Below are 14,968 nucleotides of genomic sequence, written 5' to 3' on the forward strand. Positions count from 1 at the left end.
CGGCGCCCTTATTGTGGATCCGCGCCTCTTCTCCTTTCGGACGGAACCATTGAAATGGCTAAAAAAACGGCGGGTACGGTTGAAAGAGCCTATCGGATGCTCAAGGAGATGGCCGCAACCTATGCCTTCAAGCCGGATTCGCGCCTCAACGAAGGGGTGCTGGCGCGCCAGCTTGAGACCAGCCGCACGCCGCTGCGCGAAGCGCTGAACCGGCTCGCGGCCGAGGGGTTTCTGGTGTTCCGCCCCGGTCAGGGCTTTTTCTGCCGCTCGCTGACGCCGGGCGAGATCATGGACCTTTACGAGGCCCGCGCCGCGATCGAATGCGAGGCCGCCAAGCTTGCCGCGCGCCGCGCCGACCCGCAGGAACTCGACGCGCTCGAGGTCTTTCTCGAGGCCTCCTGCCCCGATTACCAGCCCGGCACCTCGCCGGTGGAACTGGTCCGGCTCGACGAAGCGTTCCATATGCGACTGACAGCACTCTCGGGCAATGCCGAGCTGAGCCGCCTTCTGGAAAACGTCAACGGACGCATCCATTTCGTGCGGCTGATCGATCTGCGCACGCTCAGCCAGCGCGACGGGCCCGAGGTCGTCACCACCGCCCCGCACCGGCGCATTCTCGACGCGGTGCGCGCGGGCGACCCCGAGGCGGCCCAGCACGAGATGCGCGGCCATATCGAGCGGCGGCTCGAAGCCGTCACCGAGAACGTGCGCAATGCCTTCGCCGAGCTTTACGCCCCCTGATCCGCATCGTCCGGCGCGTCGCGGCGACCGATCTCGGCCACGACCAGGCGCATCTGGGTGCAGAAGGCATCGATCAGGCTGGCCTTGGGGCTGTCATCGCGCGCGAGGATGCCGACCGGCCGCCCGGCCAGGCCGGGGATCGCGATCTCGCGCACCGCAACCGGGTTCGGCGCCGGCACGCAGCGCCGGGGCACCACCGCCACCCCCAGCCCGTGATAGACCATCGTCGAGATCATCTGGATACCGTCAAGCTCCATCGCCTCGTGGACGGTGATGTCCTCGCGCACCAGCCAGTCGTCGATCAGCTGCCCCGACCAGAGCGAACGGCTGATCCGGATGAAGGGATAGGCCTCGAGGATCTCGCGCGGATCGTCGAGCGGGCAATCCCCGGCGGTCAGAAGGTGGAACGGCTCTTCGGTGACGGTGTGAAAGACCAGCCGCGAGCCCAGCACCGGCGGCCGCCCGATGAAGGCCGCGTCCAGGGCGCCGCGATCGACCGGCGCCACCAGATTGGCCGAATGGGCGGGGGCGGCCTGGATATGCAGGTCGGGATAAAGCGCGCGCATCCGCTTCATCGCATGGGGCACCGCCCCGGTCATGGCGGTGAACATCGCGCCGATATTGAGCGTGCCGGTTATCGTGGCCTCGCCCCGCGCCGTGCGGCGCAGTTCGTCATAGGCGGCGAGCACCTCGATGGCCTTGGGCACCAGCAGCCGCCCGCGGGCATTCAGCTCGGGAACCCGGCGCCGCCGGTCGAAGATCTCGACGCCCAGATCCTCCTCGAACTGCTTCATCTGCAAGGAGACTGCCGAACGGGTCAGATGCTCGCTGGCTGCAGCGGCCGACAGGCTGCCATGGCGCGAGATGGCGACAAGGGTCTTCAGGCGGCGGATCGACATGGCAGGGCTCCGCAGTGGCTTTCATTAGGTTTACGCAAGGTTTCAGGCAGTTGGCAGGCCGGCGCCCGACGGGCCGCCGCCGCTTGGTCTATCGCAAGTTTTTCTTGACAGAAAGGTAAAAATTACTCGCTTGCGTAAACCTATTTTGACTAGGTAGCGTGCAGACAGCGCGGCGGACCGCCATGAACGGACGACCGCGCCCGACATATTCCGAACCTTCGAGGACGTGCCCGACTCGACCCCCGCTGCACGGGGTGCGCGGTTATGGCATGAGCAGAGATGAACAGAGCCGACCCAGAGACCGTCATACCCGTCATCGATCCGGTCAGCCGCCGGATGCGCGACACCAAGCCCTCGGCCTCGCTCGAGGCGGCGCAGCTGGCGCGGGATCTGCGCGGCCAGGGCCGCCGGGTGATCTCGCTGGCGACCGGCGAGCCCGATTTCCCGACCCCCGACCATATCAAGGCCGCCTGCGTCGCCGCGCTGGCCGAGAACCGCACCGGCTATCCGCCGGTCCAGGGCATTCCGGCGCTGCGCGAGGCGATCTGCCAGAAATTCCACCTGGACAACGACCTGGATTACCGCGCCAGTCAGGTGATCGTCGCCAATGGCGTCAAGCAGATCGTCTTCAACGCGCTGGCGGCCAGCCTCGAGCCCGGCCAGGAGGTGCTGATCCCGGCGCCGGGCTGGGTCAGCTATTCCGAGATGACGCGGCTGAATGGCGGCGTGCCAGTGTGGCTCGAAACCCGGTGGGACGACAATTTCCGCCTGCGGCCCGAGGCTCTCGAGGCCGCGATCACCGAGAACACCCGCTGGCTGATCCTCAACAACCCCTGCAACCCGACCGGCACGATCCTGACCGAGGCCGAGATCCGCGCCCTGGCAGAGGTGCTGGAGCGTCATCCGCAGGTGATGGTCCTCAGCGACGACATCTACGAGCATCTGCGCTACGGCCCCGCGCCCTATTTCACCATCGCCCAGGTCTCGGAGGCGATGAAGGCCCGGACCCTGACCGCCAATGGCGTCTCGAAGGCCTGGTGCATGACCGGCTGGCGCGTCGGCTTCGCGGCCGGGCCGCAGGCGCTGATCGACGCCATGCGCACCTATCAGGGCCAGACCACCGGAGGCGTGATGCATCCCGCGCAATTCGGCGCGCTGGCCGCGCTGACCGATACCCGCGCCTTCATGGGCCCCAATCTCGAGGCCTTCCGCGCCCGCCGCGCGCTTGGCGTCCGGCTGATCAACGAGACCGAGGGGCTGTCCTGCCACGCGCCCGACGGCGCCTTCTATCTCTTCGTCAACTGCGCGCCCCTGATCGGCGCCACAAGGCCGGATGGCGGCACCATCGCCAGCGATGCCGACCTGACCCGCTATTTCGTCGAGGAGGCCGAGGTGGTCTGCGTGCCGGGCGCCGCCTTCGGACTGTCGCCCTTCTTCCGGATCTCGTTTGCCTGCGGCATCGAGGTGCTGGAGGAGGCCTGCCTCAAGCTGCGCGCCGCCGTGGCCAGACTTACGCCCGCCAAGGAAGGACCCTCCGCATGAGCTTCGACTGTTCGGTCGCCCCCGTGAACCATCCGCTGAGTGCCGAATTCGCCGCCGGGTTCAGCGATATCCCGGCGCCGGTCGCCAATGACTGCTATGGTCGCCGCAACATCATGGATGCGGGGATCAAGCCGATCGCCAGGGGCATGCATCTCTGCGGCCGCGCCGTCACTGTGGCGATGCCGCCCGATGACAACCTGATGCTGCATGCGGCGCTGCATGCGGCCGAACCGGGCGACATCATCGTCGCCTCGACCTCGAACGACCGCCATTCGGGCGTCTGGGGCGAGCTGATGACCCGTGCCGCCATGGCGCGCGGCCTCGGCGGGCTGGTGCTGGACGGCATGTGCCGCGACAGCGCCTGGATCGCCGAAAGCGGGTTCCAGCTCTTTGCCCGCGGCACCTGCGCCCGCGGCTCGCGCAAGCTCGGGCCGGGCCATGTCAACATTCCGGTGGCGGTCGGCAATGTCGTCGTCCATCACGGCGACATCATCATCGGCGACGATGACGGGGTGATGGTGGTGCCCGCCGCCGATGCCGCCGCTCTGCTGCCGCTCTGCCGTGACAAGCTGGCCAAGGAGGCTGCGCGGATCGAGGCCATCGCCGCGGGCGCGCCGAAACCCGGCTGGCTGATGCCGGCGCTGGAAAAATGGAACGTGGCGTGACGGCGCCTTAACCCTGCCGTCCGATAAGACCCAACAAGGAGAGACCCGATGAAACGCATCACCGCCTCGCTGGCCGCCATCGCGCTGCTGGCCGGGACCGCGGCTCTGGCCGAGTATCCCGAGAAGCCCGTCACCATCGTCGTGCCCTATGGCGCCGGCGGCGGCAGCGACATCATGGTGCGCACCGTCGCGCCCTATATCGAGAAATATCTCGGCGACGGCGCCAAGGTCGTGGTCGAGAACCGCACCGGCGCCTCGGGCATCATCGGCTGGCAGGCGGTGCATGATGCCAAGCCCGACGGCTACACCATCGGCGTCATCACCACGCCGTCGATCGTGACCAAGCCGATCGAGGGCAAGGCCGATTTCACCTGGCAGGAATTCACCATCATCGCCAACATGGTCACCGATCCTGCGGCGCTGAACGTCAAGAAGGGCAGCCAGTTCACGGACATTGCCGGGCTGGTCGACTATGCCAGGGAAAACCCGAAGGTCGTGACCATGGCCACCGGCAATTTCGGCGGCGACGATCACCTGGCCGGGCTGCAGCTTGAAAAGCTGACCGGGGCCGAGTTCACCTTCGTGCCCTTCCCCGGCGTCGCCGCGCGCAACGCCACCATGGGCGGTCATGTCGCGGTCGGCAGCTTCAATCTTGGCGAGGCGGTCAACTATCAGGACTCGATCGACATTCTGGGCATCATGGCCGCCAGGCGGTCCGAGCTTGCCCCCGAGGTCCCGACCCTGAAGGAACAGGGCTTCGACATCGTTGCCTCGTCGCAGCGCGGTTTTGCCGGGCCGAAGGGCATGCCCGCCGAGGCGGTCGGGAAACTGTCGGCGGCCATCGCCCAGGCGGTGAACGACCCCGATTTCCGCAAGGATGCGATCAATCAGGGCGTGGTGCTCGATTTTGCCGACAGCACAGATTTCGCCGCCCAGCTCGACGCCTTCGACCAGGCCATGCGCAAGATCTGGGCCGAGAGCCCCTGGCTTGAGTAACCCCGTCGAAAGGACATCATGAAATCCATCCACAATGATGTCGTTCTGGGAACGAGCGTGGCGATTCTCGCCGCGCTCGGCATTCACAGGGCGCTGGGGTTCGGGGCCGATGCCCGCGTCTTTCCCCTTCTGGTGCTGGGCCCCGCCGTTCTGCTGGGCCTGCTCATCGCCGTACGCGGCTATCTGAAACAGACCCGGACCGGCGACAATCCCGATTTCTTCGCCAGCCCCGGCCGCTTCTTCCTGGTCGCGGGCGTCATGGCCCTGGCGCTGATCGGGCTGAAATATCTGGGCTTTCTGACCACATCGGCGCTGACCGTGCCGCTGCTGTCGGTCACGCTCGGCTATCGGCGGGCGCTGCCGATCCTGGCCACCACCGCGGGCTTCCTCGCGATGGTCTATATCGTCTTCATCCAGATCCTCTCGCGCCCGCTGCCGGCCGAGATCTGGACCCGGCTCGGAGGCAGCTGAGATGGACCTGTTTTCTCCGCTTCTCGATGCGCTGCCGGCGGTTCTGACCTTCCCCAACCTGCTGGCGATGGTCGGCGGCGTGCTGGTCGGCATCGTCGTCGGCTCGCTGCCCGGGCTGACCGCGACCATGAGCATCGCGGTCCTGCTGCCGCTGACCTTCACCATGGACCCGCTGGTCGCGCTCGGCATGATGGCGGGCATCTATAACGGCGCGATGTATGGCGGGGCGATCCCCGCGATCCTGTTGCGCATTCCCGGCACCCCCGCGGCCATCGTGACCACCTTCGACGGCTACCCGCTGGCCCAGCAGGGCCGCGCCGGCTATGCGCTGCAGATCGCGCTTCTGTCCTCGGCCTTCGGCGGCATGATGAGCGCCATCGCGATGATGGTACTGGCGCCGCCCCTGTCGCTGGTGACCCTGGCCTTCGGCCCGCCCGAGGTGTTCTGGGTCGGCATCTTCGGCATGGCCGCGGTCGCGGTCTTTCTGGGCGAGGATCTGCCCAAGGGCATGCTCTCGGCGCTGATCGGGCTTTTCATCGGCATGGTCGGTCTCGACCCGGTGATGTCGACCGACCGCTTCACCTTCGGCCAGCTCGAGCTGGAATCGGGCATCGACATCGTCGTGCTGATGGTCGGGCTTTACGCCATCCCGCCCTGTCTCGAGATGGCCGAGGATACCGCCAGGGCCGTGGGCGCCCGGATCAGGCTGGACTTCCAGCCCTTCCTGAAGACGATGCGCGAGATCCCGCGTTACTTCAGGATCTGGAGCTGGGCCTATTTCTACGGCATCTTCGTCGGGCTTCTGCCCGGCGCCAGCGGCAGCTTCGTGTCCTTCCTGGCCTATGAGCGCGCCAAGCGGATGTCGAAGGACCCCGAGAGCTTCGGCAAGGGCAATCCCGAAGGCATCGCCGCCTCGGAATTCGGCAACAATGCCGACAATGCGGCGGCGCTGATCCCGACGGTGACGCTGGGCATTCCCGGCAGCTCGGTCGCGGCGGTGATCATGGGCGGGCTGCTTGTGCACGGTCTGCAACCCGGCCCCGACCTGTTCCGCAACAGCGCCGACATCATCTACGGCTTCATGATCCAGATGTTCCTGACATCGCTGATCCTGATCCCGCTTGGCGGCTCCTTCGCGACCAATCTCTTCGCCCAGGTGCTGCGGATCCCGCGCCCGCTGCTGATCCCGCTGATCATCTGCCTCAGCATCGTCGGCGCCTATTGCGTGCAGAACTCGCTGTTCGATGTCTGGCTGATGTTCGGCTTCGGCCTGCTGGGCTATGTCATGAGCAAGACCGGCCTGCCGCTGGCGCCGGTGGCGCTGGGGGTGATCCTCGGGCCGCTGATCGAAAGCAACCTGCGCCTGTCTCTGCTGCTGGACGTGCGCAACGAACATATCCTGTTCACCCGGCCGATCTGCATGGTGCTGATCGCGCTTCTGGTCCTGACCACGGTGCTGCCGCCGGTCTGGAAACACATTCGGGCCCGGCGCGCGCGCCAGGCCTGACCCGAAAGGCCCCGGTTCTTCCTCGGTCCCGGGGCCGCTCCCCCCGGGCGCTGCCCAATCAGGTGGCGCCCGGGCTCTTTCCAAGCTCGGCCAGGAACGCCGCCGCCACATGCGAGCGCGCCCGCCGTGCCGGTTCCAGCAGGTAGAGCTTCCGCCAGAGCCCAAGACCCGTCACCGGAACGAAGCGGATCGCCGGATCGCCGAACAGCCCCACCGCCGCTTTCGGCATCAACGCGACCCCCAGCCCGGCCCGGATCATGCACAGCTGCGCGATGGTCGAATGGGCCTGCAGCCGGGTCTCTTTCAGGGCCTCGGGCAGGGCCGCGGCGCCTGCCAGCAATTGTCGCGTGCCGGTCTCGGCCGAGAGCGTGATGACCTCGGCCGGGTCGATCTCGGACAGGGCCACCGCATCGCGCCCGGCCAGCCGGTGCCCCCCCCCGCAGGCCAGCCCGAACGGATCGCGCCGCAGCTCGGTCTGGGTCAGATCGGGGCTTTGCCGCGCCCGTCCCGCCACTGCCAGATCGAGCGTACCGTCCGAGACGAGCCCCGCCAGCCGCTCGGCCACATCGTCATGCAGCAGGCAGGAGATCCCCGGATGCGCCGCGCGGAACCGCGCCAGCGCCGGCCCGACCAGATCGCCGATGGCCGAGGGCGCGGCCCCGACCGCCAGCCGGCCCTCGCTCAGCCCCGCCTGCGCCCGCATCCGCCCCAGCGCCCGGTCGAGATCGGCCAGCACCGGCGCGGTTTCCTCGAGAAAGGCCAGCCCCAGCGGCGTCGGCTGCGGCGGCCGCATCCGGCGGTCGAAGAGCGGTGCCCCGACCTCCTCCTCGGCCTGGCGCACGGTCTCGGTCAGGGCCGAGGGCACCACCCCCAGCGCCTCCGCCGCCCGCGCGAAACTGCCCTGCGCCCGGATCGCATGCAGCGCCCGCAGATGGCGGAGCGTGATATTCAGATTTTCCGAACCTAGCTTCATGTCTTTCTATTTCTACGAAGCCCGGATCTGTGGTTCAAGATCCCCGACCCGAAGACACCGCGAAAGGCCGCCATGACCGATCAAAGCCCGCCTGCCCTCACGACCGCGCTGCGCGCCGCCGGGTTCCGGGGCGAGATCGAAAGCGACCGGGCGCTTTGCAGCGCGATGTCGACCGACAATTCGGTCTATCAGGTGATGCCCGATCTGGTCGTGGCGCCGATGGACGCCGCCGACATGGTCACGCTGGAACGGGTCATGGCCGAACCGCGCTTTGCCGCCATGCCCGTCACCGCGCGGGGCGGCGGCACCGGCACCAATGGCCAGAGCCTCAGCCGCGGGGTCATCGTCGACACCCGCCGCCACATGCACCGGCTGCTGGATTTCGATGCCGCCGAAGGCTGGGCCGATGTCGAACCCGGGATGGTGCTCGACGATCTGAACGAGCGGCTGCGCCCGCACGGGGTGTTCTTCGCGCCCGAGACCTCGACCTCGACCCGCTGCACCATCGGCGGCATGGTCTCGACCGATGCCTCGGGCAAGGGCAGCCGGGTCTATGGCAAGACCTCGGACAATATCATCGGGCTCGAGATCGCCCGGCCCGAGGGCCTGCTGTCCAACCTCGCCCCCGCCCCCGACTGGACCCGCCCGATGCTGGACGCGGCCGAGGCCGCCGCCCGGTCGGGGCGCGCGGCCTTCATCGCGGCGACGCCCCGGCTGAACCGCCGCTTCACCGGCTACGATCTGGAACGCGCCTGCCCCGAGGCTGGCGGCTTCGAGTGGTGGCGGCTGTTTCTGGGCGCCGAGGGCACGCTGGGGCTGGTGAGCAGGATCCGCGTGGCCCTGCGCCCGCTCGCGCGCGAAAAGCGTCTGCTGGTCGCGGGATTTGCCAGCTTCCGCGAGGCGCTGGCCTCGGCCCTGCCGCTGGCCGAGTTCGAGCCCACCGCCATCGAGGTGATGGACGAGCGCGTGCAGAAGCTGGCCGATGATGCAGGCATCCTGACCCGGCTGCCGCCCGCGCTGCGCGCAAGCCGTGGCCAGCCGCTGGCCTATGTCTTCATCGAGTTCAACGGCGATGACCCGGACGGTCTGCAATCCCGCCTGAACGCCTGCGAAACCGCGATCCATGCCCTGCCCGGCGCCCGGGCGATCCACATGGCGCGCGATGCCGCCGAGATCCGCGAGCTTTGGGCCGTGCGCTCGGCCGGTGTCGGGCTTCTGGGCAAGGTCGACGGGCGCGCGCGCCCCGTGGCCTTTGTCGAGGATTGCGTGGTGCCGCCCGAAAACCTGCCCGCCTTCCTCGATGACTTTCTGGCGGTACTGGACGCCCAGGGGCTCGATTTCGGGATCTATGGCCATGTCGATGTGGGCTGTCTGCATGTCCGGCCCGCACTGGACATCGACACCGACCGCGAGAGGCTGGTCGCCGTCTCGGATGCGGTCTTCGAACTGACCCGCAAACATGGCGGCATCTTCTGGGGCGAACATGGCAAGGGCGTGCGCGGGGCCTATCTGCGCGACTGGATCGGACCCGAGGCCTATGCCGCACTGCAGGGCGTCAAGGCCGCCTTCGACCCGGCCGGGCGCTGCAATCCGGGCAAGCTGGTGGGCCTTGACGCACCCGTGCCCGCCATCGACGAAATCCCGTTCCGCCCCTTCAACGCGCCCGAGGGCGATGCGCTGACCCGCGCCTTCCGCTGCAACGGCAATGCGCAATGCCTGTCCTATGCCGCGGCGACGCCGATGTGCCCCTCCTTCAAGGCCACCGCCGATCTGCGCCAGAGCCCAAAGGGCCGGGCCGATGCGCTGCGCGCCTGGCGGCAGGCGCGGCTCGAGGGCCGCGTGGATGCCGCGCTCGAGGCCGATCTGACAGCGACGCTCGACGCCTGCCTCGGCTGCAAGGCCTGCGCGTCGAGCTGCCCGGTGCAGGTCGACATCCCCGCCATGCGCGCTGCCTTCTATGCCGATCTCTATGCCCGGAAAGCGCGCCCGCTGGCCGACCGGCTGATGCTGCTGGCCGAGCGGGAAAGCGTGACGCTTCAGGTCCTTGCGCCGATGTTGCGCCCGGTCTGGCCGCTGCTGGCCCGGATCGGGGGGGCGCTGACCGGCACGGTCGATCTGCCCAAGGCACTGGCCCCCGCCCTGCCCCGCGCCGACCGGATCGGCGCCGCCGATCTGGCCCGGCCGCTGCCCGAGGGCACGGTGATCGTCATCGAGGACTGGTTCTCGGCGCTGTTCGACGGCGCGGCGCGGACCGATGCGCTGGCCGGGCTGAAGGCGCTTGGCTACCGGCCGCGCATGCTTGCGATGCGTCCCGCGGGCAAGACCGCACAAAGCCTCGGCGATCCGCGCTTCGCCGCGATGGCCACCCGCCTCAGGCGGCATCTGGAGGCCGCCGCCGCGACAGGCGCACCGCTGATCGGGCTCGACCCCGCAGTGGTGATGCAGCTTCGGCAGGATTATCCGCAGGCGGGCATCGCGCTGCCGCCCGTGCTGCTGCCGCAGGAATTCCTCTCTCGCGAGATCGCGGCGGGCCGGCGCTTTCCCGATCTCGCCGCGACAGGCCCCGCGCCCAAGCTCTTTTCGCATTGCACCGAGACGACCGGCGCGCCCGAGGCCGCCGCCGACTGGCGCCGGGTCTTCGCGGCCTTGGGCGTGGAAATCGACACCCCCGCCACCGGCTGTTGCGGCATGGCGGGGCTCTTCGGGCACAAGACCCGCCACCAGACCGTCTCGAGACGCCTGTTCGACATGTCCTGGGCGCCGAAGATCGGGGACGAAGCGCCGGTCCTCGCCACCGGCTTTTCCTGTCGCTGCCAGACCGAGCGGCTGGCCAGGGTCCCGGCCCGTCACCCGCTGGGGCTCATCGCCGATCTGGCCGCCGCCTGAGCCTGCCCGCAGCCTGCCCTAATCGGGCAGGCCCTCGGCGACATGGGCCAGAAGCCCCTCGCCATTGCCGCGAATGTCGTAGATCAAGGCGTCGCGGGCGGCCTCGGCATCGCCCGCGCGGATCGCGGCGACGATCCGGCGATGGGGGTGCGGCTCCCAGTTGGGGGGGATGCCGCCATCGTAGAGATGCGACAGGATCGGCCCGCAGCGCATCCAGAGATTGGACACCAGATCGAGCGCCACCGGCTGCCCGGCCATCTCGCACAGCATCAAATGAAAGCGGGTATTCTCGCCGATCGCCTCGGCGAAATCGCCCGCATCCTGCGCCGCGATCATCCGGCGATGCATGTCCTCCAGCGCGTCGATATCCTTGGGCACGGCGACCCGCGCGGCCTCGGCCGCGGCATTGCCCTCCAGATGCTCGCGGATGCCGCGGATCTCCATCAGGATGCCGCGGGTCAGATACGGCACGCAGGTCCGCCCCCGCGAATCGAGCCGCAATGCATTCTCGGCCACCAGCCGCATCAGCGCCTCGCGCATCGGCGTCGCGCTGATCCCGAATCGCTGCGACAGCGGCCGCAGCGTCAGCACCGTGCCGGGCTGCAACTCGCCCCGCATCAGTGCCTCGCGCAATCCCCTATAGGCCTGTTCGCTCAGGCTTTGCTTTTCGACCGGCCTGATCCAGGCCGCCGGATCGGCCCCGTTCATGACGTCATCACCTTCGCTCCTCCCCGAAATCGTGTTGACATGTTGTTATAACAAATTACACATAACGTCGCAGGGCGGAAGGGGAGCCGCCAACGGCAAACGGGAGGTTGCATGTTCAAATTGTCACAGTCGCGTCAGGTCGCAAAGGCGCGGGCGCAATGCCCGGTGGGAACCGCCCGATGACCGGCGTTCTGTCCGTGACGGCACCCGTTCCGGGTGGCCCCGAGGCGTTGACGCTCGAAACCCGGACCCTGTCCGCCCCCGGGCCGTGCGAGATGCGGGTCCGCGTCCATGCTGCGGGCGTGAACCGCCCCGATGCGATGCAGCGCGAGGGCAATTACCCGCCGCCGCCCGGCGCCTCCGACGTGCTGGGGCTGGAGCTTTCGGGCGAGGTTCTCGAGATCGGCGCGGGCGTGACCCGCTTTGCCCCCGGCGACCGGGTGATGGCTCTGGTCGCGGGCGGCGCCTATGCCGAAGAGGCCATCGTGCAGGCCGATGTGGCGCTGCCGGTGCCCGAGGGTCTGTCGATGACCGAGGCCGCAGGCATCCCCGAGACCTATTTCACCGTCTGGTCGAACCTCTTCATCCGCGCCGGGCTGCAGCCCGGGGAAACCGCGCTGATCCATGGCGGCACCTCGGGCATCGGCGTCACCGCGACGCTCCTGGCCCGGGCGATCGGCGCGCGCGTCATCACCACCTGCGGCAGCGACGAGAAATGCCGCGCCTCCGAGAAGCTGGGCGCCGCGGCCTCGGTCAATTACCGCGATACCGATTTCGTTCAGGCGGTACGCGATCTGACCGGCGGCAAGGGCCCCGAGGTGATCCTCGACATGGTCGGCGGCCCCTACATGCAGCGCAATCTCGACCTGGTGGCCGAAGACGGGCGGATCGCCCAGATCGCCTTCCAGCAGGGCTCGCGCGCCGAGATGGACATGGGCCCGGTGCTGTTCAAGCGCCTGACGCTCTGCGGCTCGACGCTTCGGGCGCGGCCCCTGGCGATGAAGGCCGAGCTGGCCCGCGAGATCGAGGCGAAGGTGCTGCCGCTGATCCTTCAGAAGGGCGCCGGACCGGTGATCGATTCCACATTTCCGCTGAAAAGGGTGCAGGACGCCCATGCCCGGCTCGAGGCTTCGGCCCATACCGGCAAGATCATCCTGCTGACCGATGCGGCCTGAACGACGCCCCTGAGCGACCGGCCTGAACGACGGGCCCGGGCCGGAAACGCCCCCCACAGAATTCGGCCGACCGGCCGCGCGCCCCAGGGCCGTCCGGTCGTGCCGCCTGCCCATAACACGTAATCCGAAACGGGAGGAACCACCATGACCACCAGATCCATCCTGCTGGGCACCGCGCTTGGCCTGACGCTCGGCGGCAGCGCGCTGGCCGATGTCAAGATCGGCTCGCTCTATCCCTTCAGCGGCCCGCTGGCGCTGCTGGGCGAGGAAAGCGCGCGCGGGCTCGACCTTGCGGTCGACCAGATCAATGCCGCGGGCGGCCTTCACGGCGAACAGATCGTGCTCGAGCGCGGCGATGCCGTCGACAACAACCAGGCCATCGGCGAAGCCCGCCGGCTGATCTCGCTCGAGGGCGTCAAGGCGGTCTTCGGCACCTATTCCTCGTCGCGGGTGATCGCGGCCTCGCAGGTGACCGAACTGGCCGGCATCCCCTATTTCGAGCTCGGCGCCGTCGCCGACGAGGTCACCGGCCGCGGCATGACCTACCTGTTCCGCACCAACCCAACCGCCGAGCATATGGGCATCGCCGTCATCGACATGCTGGTCGATCAGATCGCCCCGGCCGCCGGCAAGGCGCCCGAGGATCTCAAGATCGGCATCATCTACGAGGACAGCTCCTACGGCACCTCGGTCGCCGGTCACGAGGTCGCCCATGCCAAGGAGCGCGGGCTGAACGTGGTGCTGAAATCGGGCTACCCGGCCAATATCGTCGACATGTCCTCGCTGGTGCTCGACCTGAAGGGCAAGGGCGTCGACGTGGTGCTGCAGACCTCGTATCAGAACGACACGGTGCTGTTCCTGCAGCAGGCCAACGAGGCCGGCTACAAGCCGATGGCGATCATCGGCGGCGGCGGCGGCTACTCGATGCAGCCCACGGCCGATGCGGTCGGCGCCGATGTGATCGACGGCATCTATGACGTCGATTTCACCCAATACGCGATCAATCCCGACTTCACCCCGGGCATCGAGACCTTCCTCGAGGCCTATCGCGCCAAATACGGGCAGGAGCCGCGCTCGGGCCATTCGCTGACCAACTATGTCGGCGCGCTCGCGGTGCTTCAGGCCATCGGCGAGGGCGAGGGCTTCGAGCCCGACCAGATCGTCGCCTCGGTCAAGGCGATGGACATTCCCGATGGCAGCACCGCGGCGGGCTATGGCGTCAAGTTCGACGACACCAACCAGAACGAGCGCGCGCGGATGATGGGCATGCAATGGCAGGACGGCAAGCTTCTGACGGTCTATCCGTCCGATGCGGCCGTCGCCGAGATCCGCCTGCCCGACTGACCGGCCCGACGGATCGGATCGGGGACCGTCCGGGCAACCGCTCCGGTCCCCGCCTCCGGCCCTGTTCCAGGCCCTTTTCCAGGACCTGCCCCGTCCCCGGCGGCAGCAAACACCCCCCGAAACCGGCGGGGGCGGGTGTCGCCCGCCCTCCGAACGTGGCGGAGCCGACATGACGACATTTCTGCAAATCCTTCTGAACGGCCTGATGCTGGGCGGCCTCTTCGCCATCGTCAGCATCGGGCTGACGCTGATCTTCGGCATCATCAAGGTGGTGAACTTCGCCCATGGCGAATTCCTGATGGGGGGCATGTTCATCACCTGGCTGATCACCACCCAGATGGGGCTGCACCCCTATGCGGCGGTGATCGTCGTCGTGCCGGTGCTGTTCGTGATGGGCGCGCTGACCCAGAGGCTGCTGATCCAGCCGCTGATGTCGGCCCGCGACGACCACATCCAGATCTTCGCCACCGTCGGCCTGTCGACCGCGCTGATCAACCTCGCGCTGCTGATCTTCGGCGCCGACATCGCCAATACCCCGCCGCATGGCCTGCGCGCGCCGCTGGAATTCGGCGATCTGAGGCTTCTCAGCGGCCAGCTGATGATCTTCGGCGCGGCCATCGTGCTGGTGGTCGGGCTCGAGCTGTTCCTGAAATACAGCCAGACCGGCCGGGCGATCCGCGCCGTTGCCCAGAACCGCGGCGCGGCCGAGCTGATGGGCATCAATGTCAACCATATCTACGTGCTGACCTTCGGGCTCGGCGCCGCCTGCGTCGGCCTTGCCGCCGTGCTGATCGCGCCGCTTTACCCGACCTCGTCCAATATCGGCACCTATTTCGTGCTGACCGCCTTCGTCGTGGTGGTGCTGGGCGGGCTCGGCTCGATCCCCGGCGCCTTCCTCGGCGCGCTGATCATCGGCGAGGTCGATGCGCTGTCGGGCTATTACATCGGCTCGGACCTGCGCGAGGCCGTCGTCTTCGGGCTGTTCCTGCTGATCCTGATCCTGAGGCCCTCGGGCCTGTTCGGCGCCCGGCAAAACCTGTCGCACCTGTCCTGAGGCCCCT

13 protein-coding genes are annotated in these 14,968 nt (G+C 68.1%); 10 read left to right on the forward strand and 3 right to left on the reverse strand.

Annotated features, from left to right (window positions below):
* Nucleotides 1–54: 54 nt before the first annotated feature.
* Nucleotides 55–741: a GntR family transcriptional regulator gene (locus tag B5V46_RS18560; RefSeq protein ID WP_080618175.1), complete on the forward strand. Its 687-nt coding sequence runs from the start codon at nt 55–57 to the stop codon at nt 739–741.
* On the opposite strand, the gene B5V46_RS18565 is transcribed toward B5V46_RS18560, so the two are convergent.
* On the reverse strand, nt 729–1,640 hold the full coding sequence (locus B5V46_RS18565; protein WP_080618176.1) for a LysR family transcriptional regulator: 912 nt from the start codon (nt 1,638–1,640) through the stop codon (nt 729–731). The two genes, B5V46_RS18560 and B5V46_RS18565, sit on opposite strands and share 13 nt — an antisense overlap.
* 336 nt (nt 1,641–1,976) lie before the next feature.
* On the opposite strand from B5V46_RS18565, the gene B5V46_RS18570 reads away from it, so the two are divergent.
* From B5V46_RS18570 to B5V46_RS18590, 5 genes are read left to right on the forward strand one after another with little or no spacing between them, the layout of a single operon-like run.
* Nucleotides 1,977–3,182 (forward strand): pyridoxal phosphate-dependent aminotransferase, encoded by a 1,206-nt coding sequence (locus B5V46_RS18570; RefSeq protein ID WP_155774214.1) that lies wholly within the window; start codon nt 1,977–1,979, stop codon nt 3,180–3,182.
* Complete coding sequence (locus B5V46_RS18575; RefSeq protein ID WP_080618178.1) at nt 3,179–3,847, forward strand: RraA family protein; 669 nt, start codon at nt 3,179–3,181, stop codon at nt 3,845–3,847. Before B5V46_RS18570 ends, B5V46_RS18575 begins: the two co-directional genes overlap by 4 nt.
* A gap of 48 nt (nt 3,848–3,895) precedes the next feature.
* Nucleotides 3,896–4,843, forward strand: coding sequence for a tripartite tricarboxylate transporter substrate binding protein (locus B5V46_RS18580; RefSeq protein WP_080618179.1), 948 nt, complete (start codon nt 3,896–3,898; stop codon nt 4,841–4,843).
* Between the two features lie 18 nt (nt 4,844–4,861).
* Nucleotides 4,862–5,314 carry a tripartite tricarboxylate transporter TctB family protein gene (locus B5V46_RS18585; protein WP_080618180.1) on the forward strand — a complete coding sequence of 151 codons (453 nt, stop codon included), beginning with the start codon at nt 4,862–4,864 and terminating at the stop codon, nt 5,312–5,314.
* Nucleotide 5,315: 1 nt separating this feature from the next.
* On the forward strand, nt 5,316–6,821 hold the full coding sequence (locus B5V46_RS18590; RefSeq protein WP_231119344.1) for a tripartite tricarboxylate transporter permease: 1,506 nt from the start codon (nt 5,316–5,318) through the stop codon (nt 6,819–6,821).
* Between the two features lie 58 nt (nt 6,822–6,879).
* Here B5V46_RS18590 and B5V46_RS18595 read toward each other — a convergent pair whose 3' ends face one another.
* On the reverse strand, nt 6,880–7,794 hold the full coding sequence (locus tag B5V46_RS18595) for a LysR family transcriptional regulator (RefSeq protein ID WP_080618181.1): 915 nt from the start codon (nt 7,792–7,794) through the stop codon (nt 6,880–6,882).
* A 72-nt stretch (nt 7,795–7,866) separates the two neighbouring features.
* Between B5V46_RS18595 and B5V46_RS18600 the strand changes: the two genes are divergently transcribed.
* Nucleotides 7,867–10,680 (forward strand): FAD-binding and (Fe-S)-binding domain-containing protein, encoded by a 2,814-nt coding sequence (locus B5V46_RS18600; RefSeq protein WP_080618182.1) that lies wholly within the window; start codon nt 7,867–7,869, stop codon nt 10,678–10,680.
* Nucleotides 10,681–10,698: 18 nt separating this feature from the next.
* Here the strand turns inward: B5V46_RS18600 and B5V46_RS18605 are convergent, their stop codons facing one another.
* A complete protein-coding gene (locus tag B5V46_RS18605; RefSeq protein ID WP_080618183.1) occupies nt 10,699–11,388 on the reverse strand; it encodes a GntR family transcriptional regulator in 690 nt (229 codons plus the stop codon).
* 179 nt (nt 11,389–11,567) lie between these two features.
* Here B5V46_RS18605 and B5V46_RS18610 point away from each other — a divergent pair, with 179 nt between their 5' ends.
* The 3 genes from B5V46_RS18610 to B5V46_RS18620 all read left to right on the forward strand — a co-directional run bounded on the left by B5V46_RS18610 (nt 11,568) and on the right by B5V46_RS18620 (nt 14,961).
* Nucleotides 11,568–12,563 (forward strand): NAD(P)H-quinone oxidoreductase, encoded by a 996-nt coding sequence (locus tag B5V46_RS18610; protein WP_080618294.1) that lies wholly within the window; start codon nt 11,568–11,570, stop codon nt 12,561–12,563.
* A 144-nt stretch (nt 12,564–12,707) separates the two neighbouring features.
* On the forward strand, nt 12,708–13,907 hold the full coding sequence (locus B5V46_RS18615) for an ABC transporter substrate-binding protein (protein ID WP_080618184.1): 1,200 nt from the start codon (nt 12,708–12,710) through the stop codon (nt 13,905–13,907).
* A gap of 169 nt (nt 13,908–14,076) precedes the next feature.
* Nucleotides 14,077–14,961 (forward strand): branched-chain amino acid ABC transporter permease, encoded by an 885-nt coding sequence (locus B5V46_RS18620; RefSeq protein WP_080618185.1) that lies wholly within the window; start codon nt 14,077–14,079, stop codon nt 14,959–14,961.
* The last annotated feature ends 7 nt before the right edge of the window (nt 14,962–14,968 follow it).

Origin of the sequence: Rhodovulum sp. MB263 (genome assembly GCF_002073975.1) — a bacterium.
GTDB lineage: Bacteria > Pseudomonadota > Alphaproteobacteria > Rhodobacterales > Rhodobacteraceae > Rhodovulum.

Excerpts from the sequence above, each read along its gene's own strand:
- B5V46_RS18560 (WP_080618175.1), top strand. The coding sequence starts at position 55 with ATGGCTAAAAAAACGGCGGGTACGGTTGAAAGAGCCTATCGGATGCTC.
- B5V46_RS18565 (WP_080618176.1), bottom strand. The coding sequence starts at position 1,640 with ATGTCGATCCGCCGCCTGAAGACCCTTGTCGCCATCTCGCGCCATGGC.
- B5V46_RS18570 (WP_155774214.1), top strand. The coding sequence starts at position 1,977 with ATGCGCGACACCAAGCCCTCGGCCTCGCTCGAGGCGGCGCAGCTGGCG.
- B5V46_RS18575 (WP_080618178.1), top strand. The coding sequence starts at position 3,179 with ATGAGCTTCGACTGTTCGGTCGCCCCCGTGAACCATCCGCTGAGTGCC.
- B5V46_RS18580 (WP_080618179.1), top strand. The coding sequence starts at position 3,896 with ATGAAACGCATCACCGCCTCGCTGGCCGCCATCGCGCTGCTGGCCGGG.
- B5V46_RS18585 (WP_080618180.1), top strand. The coding sequence starts at position 4,862 with ATGAAATCCATCCACAATGATGTCGTTCTGGGAACGAGCGTGGCGATT.
- B5V46_RS18590 (WP_231119344.1), top strand. The coding sequence starts at position 5,316 with ATGGACCTGTTTTCTCCGCTTCTCGATGCGCTGCCGGCGGTTCTGACC.
- B5V46_RS18595 (WP_080618181.1), bottom strand. The coding sequence starts at position 7,794 with ATGAAGCTAGGTTCGGAAAATCTGAATATCACGCTCCGCCATCTGCGG.
- B5V46_RS18600 (WP_080618182.1), top strand. The coding sequence starts at position 7,867 with ATGACCGATCAAAGCCCGCCTGCCCTCACGACCGCGCTGCGCGCCGCC.
- B5V46_RS18605 (WP_080618183.1), bottom strand. The coding sequence starts at position 11,388 with ATGAACGGGGCCGATCCGGCGGCCTGGATCAGGCCGGTCGAAAAGCAA.
- B5V46_RS18610 (WP_080618294.1), top strand. The coding sequence starts at position 11,568 with ATGACCGGCGTTCTGTCCGTGACGGCACCCGTTCCGGGTGGCCCCGAG.
- B5V46_RS18615 (WP_080618184.1), top strand. The coding sequence starts at position 12,708 with ATGACCACCAGATCCATCCTGCTGGGCACCGCGCTTGGCCTGACGCTC.
- B5V46_RS18620 (WP_080618185.1), top strand. The coding sequence starts at position 14,077 with ATGACGACATTTCTGCAAATCCTTCTGAACGGCCTGATGCTGGGCGGC.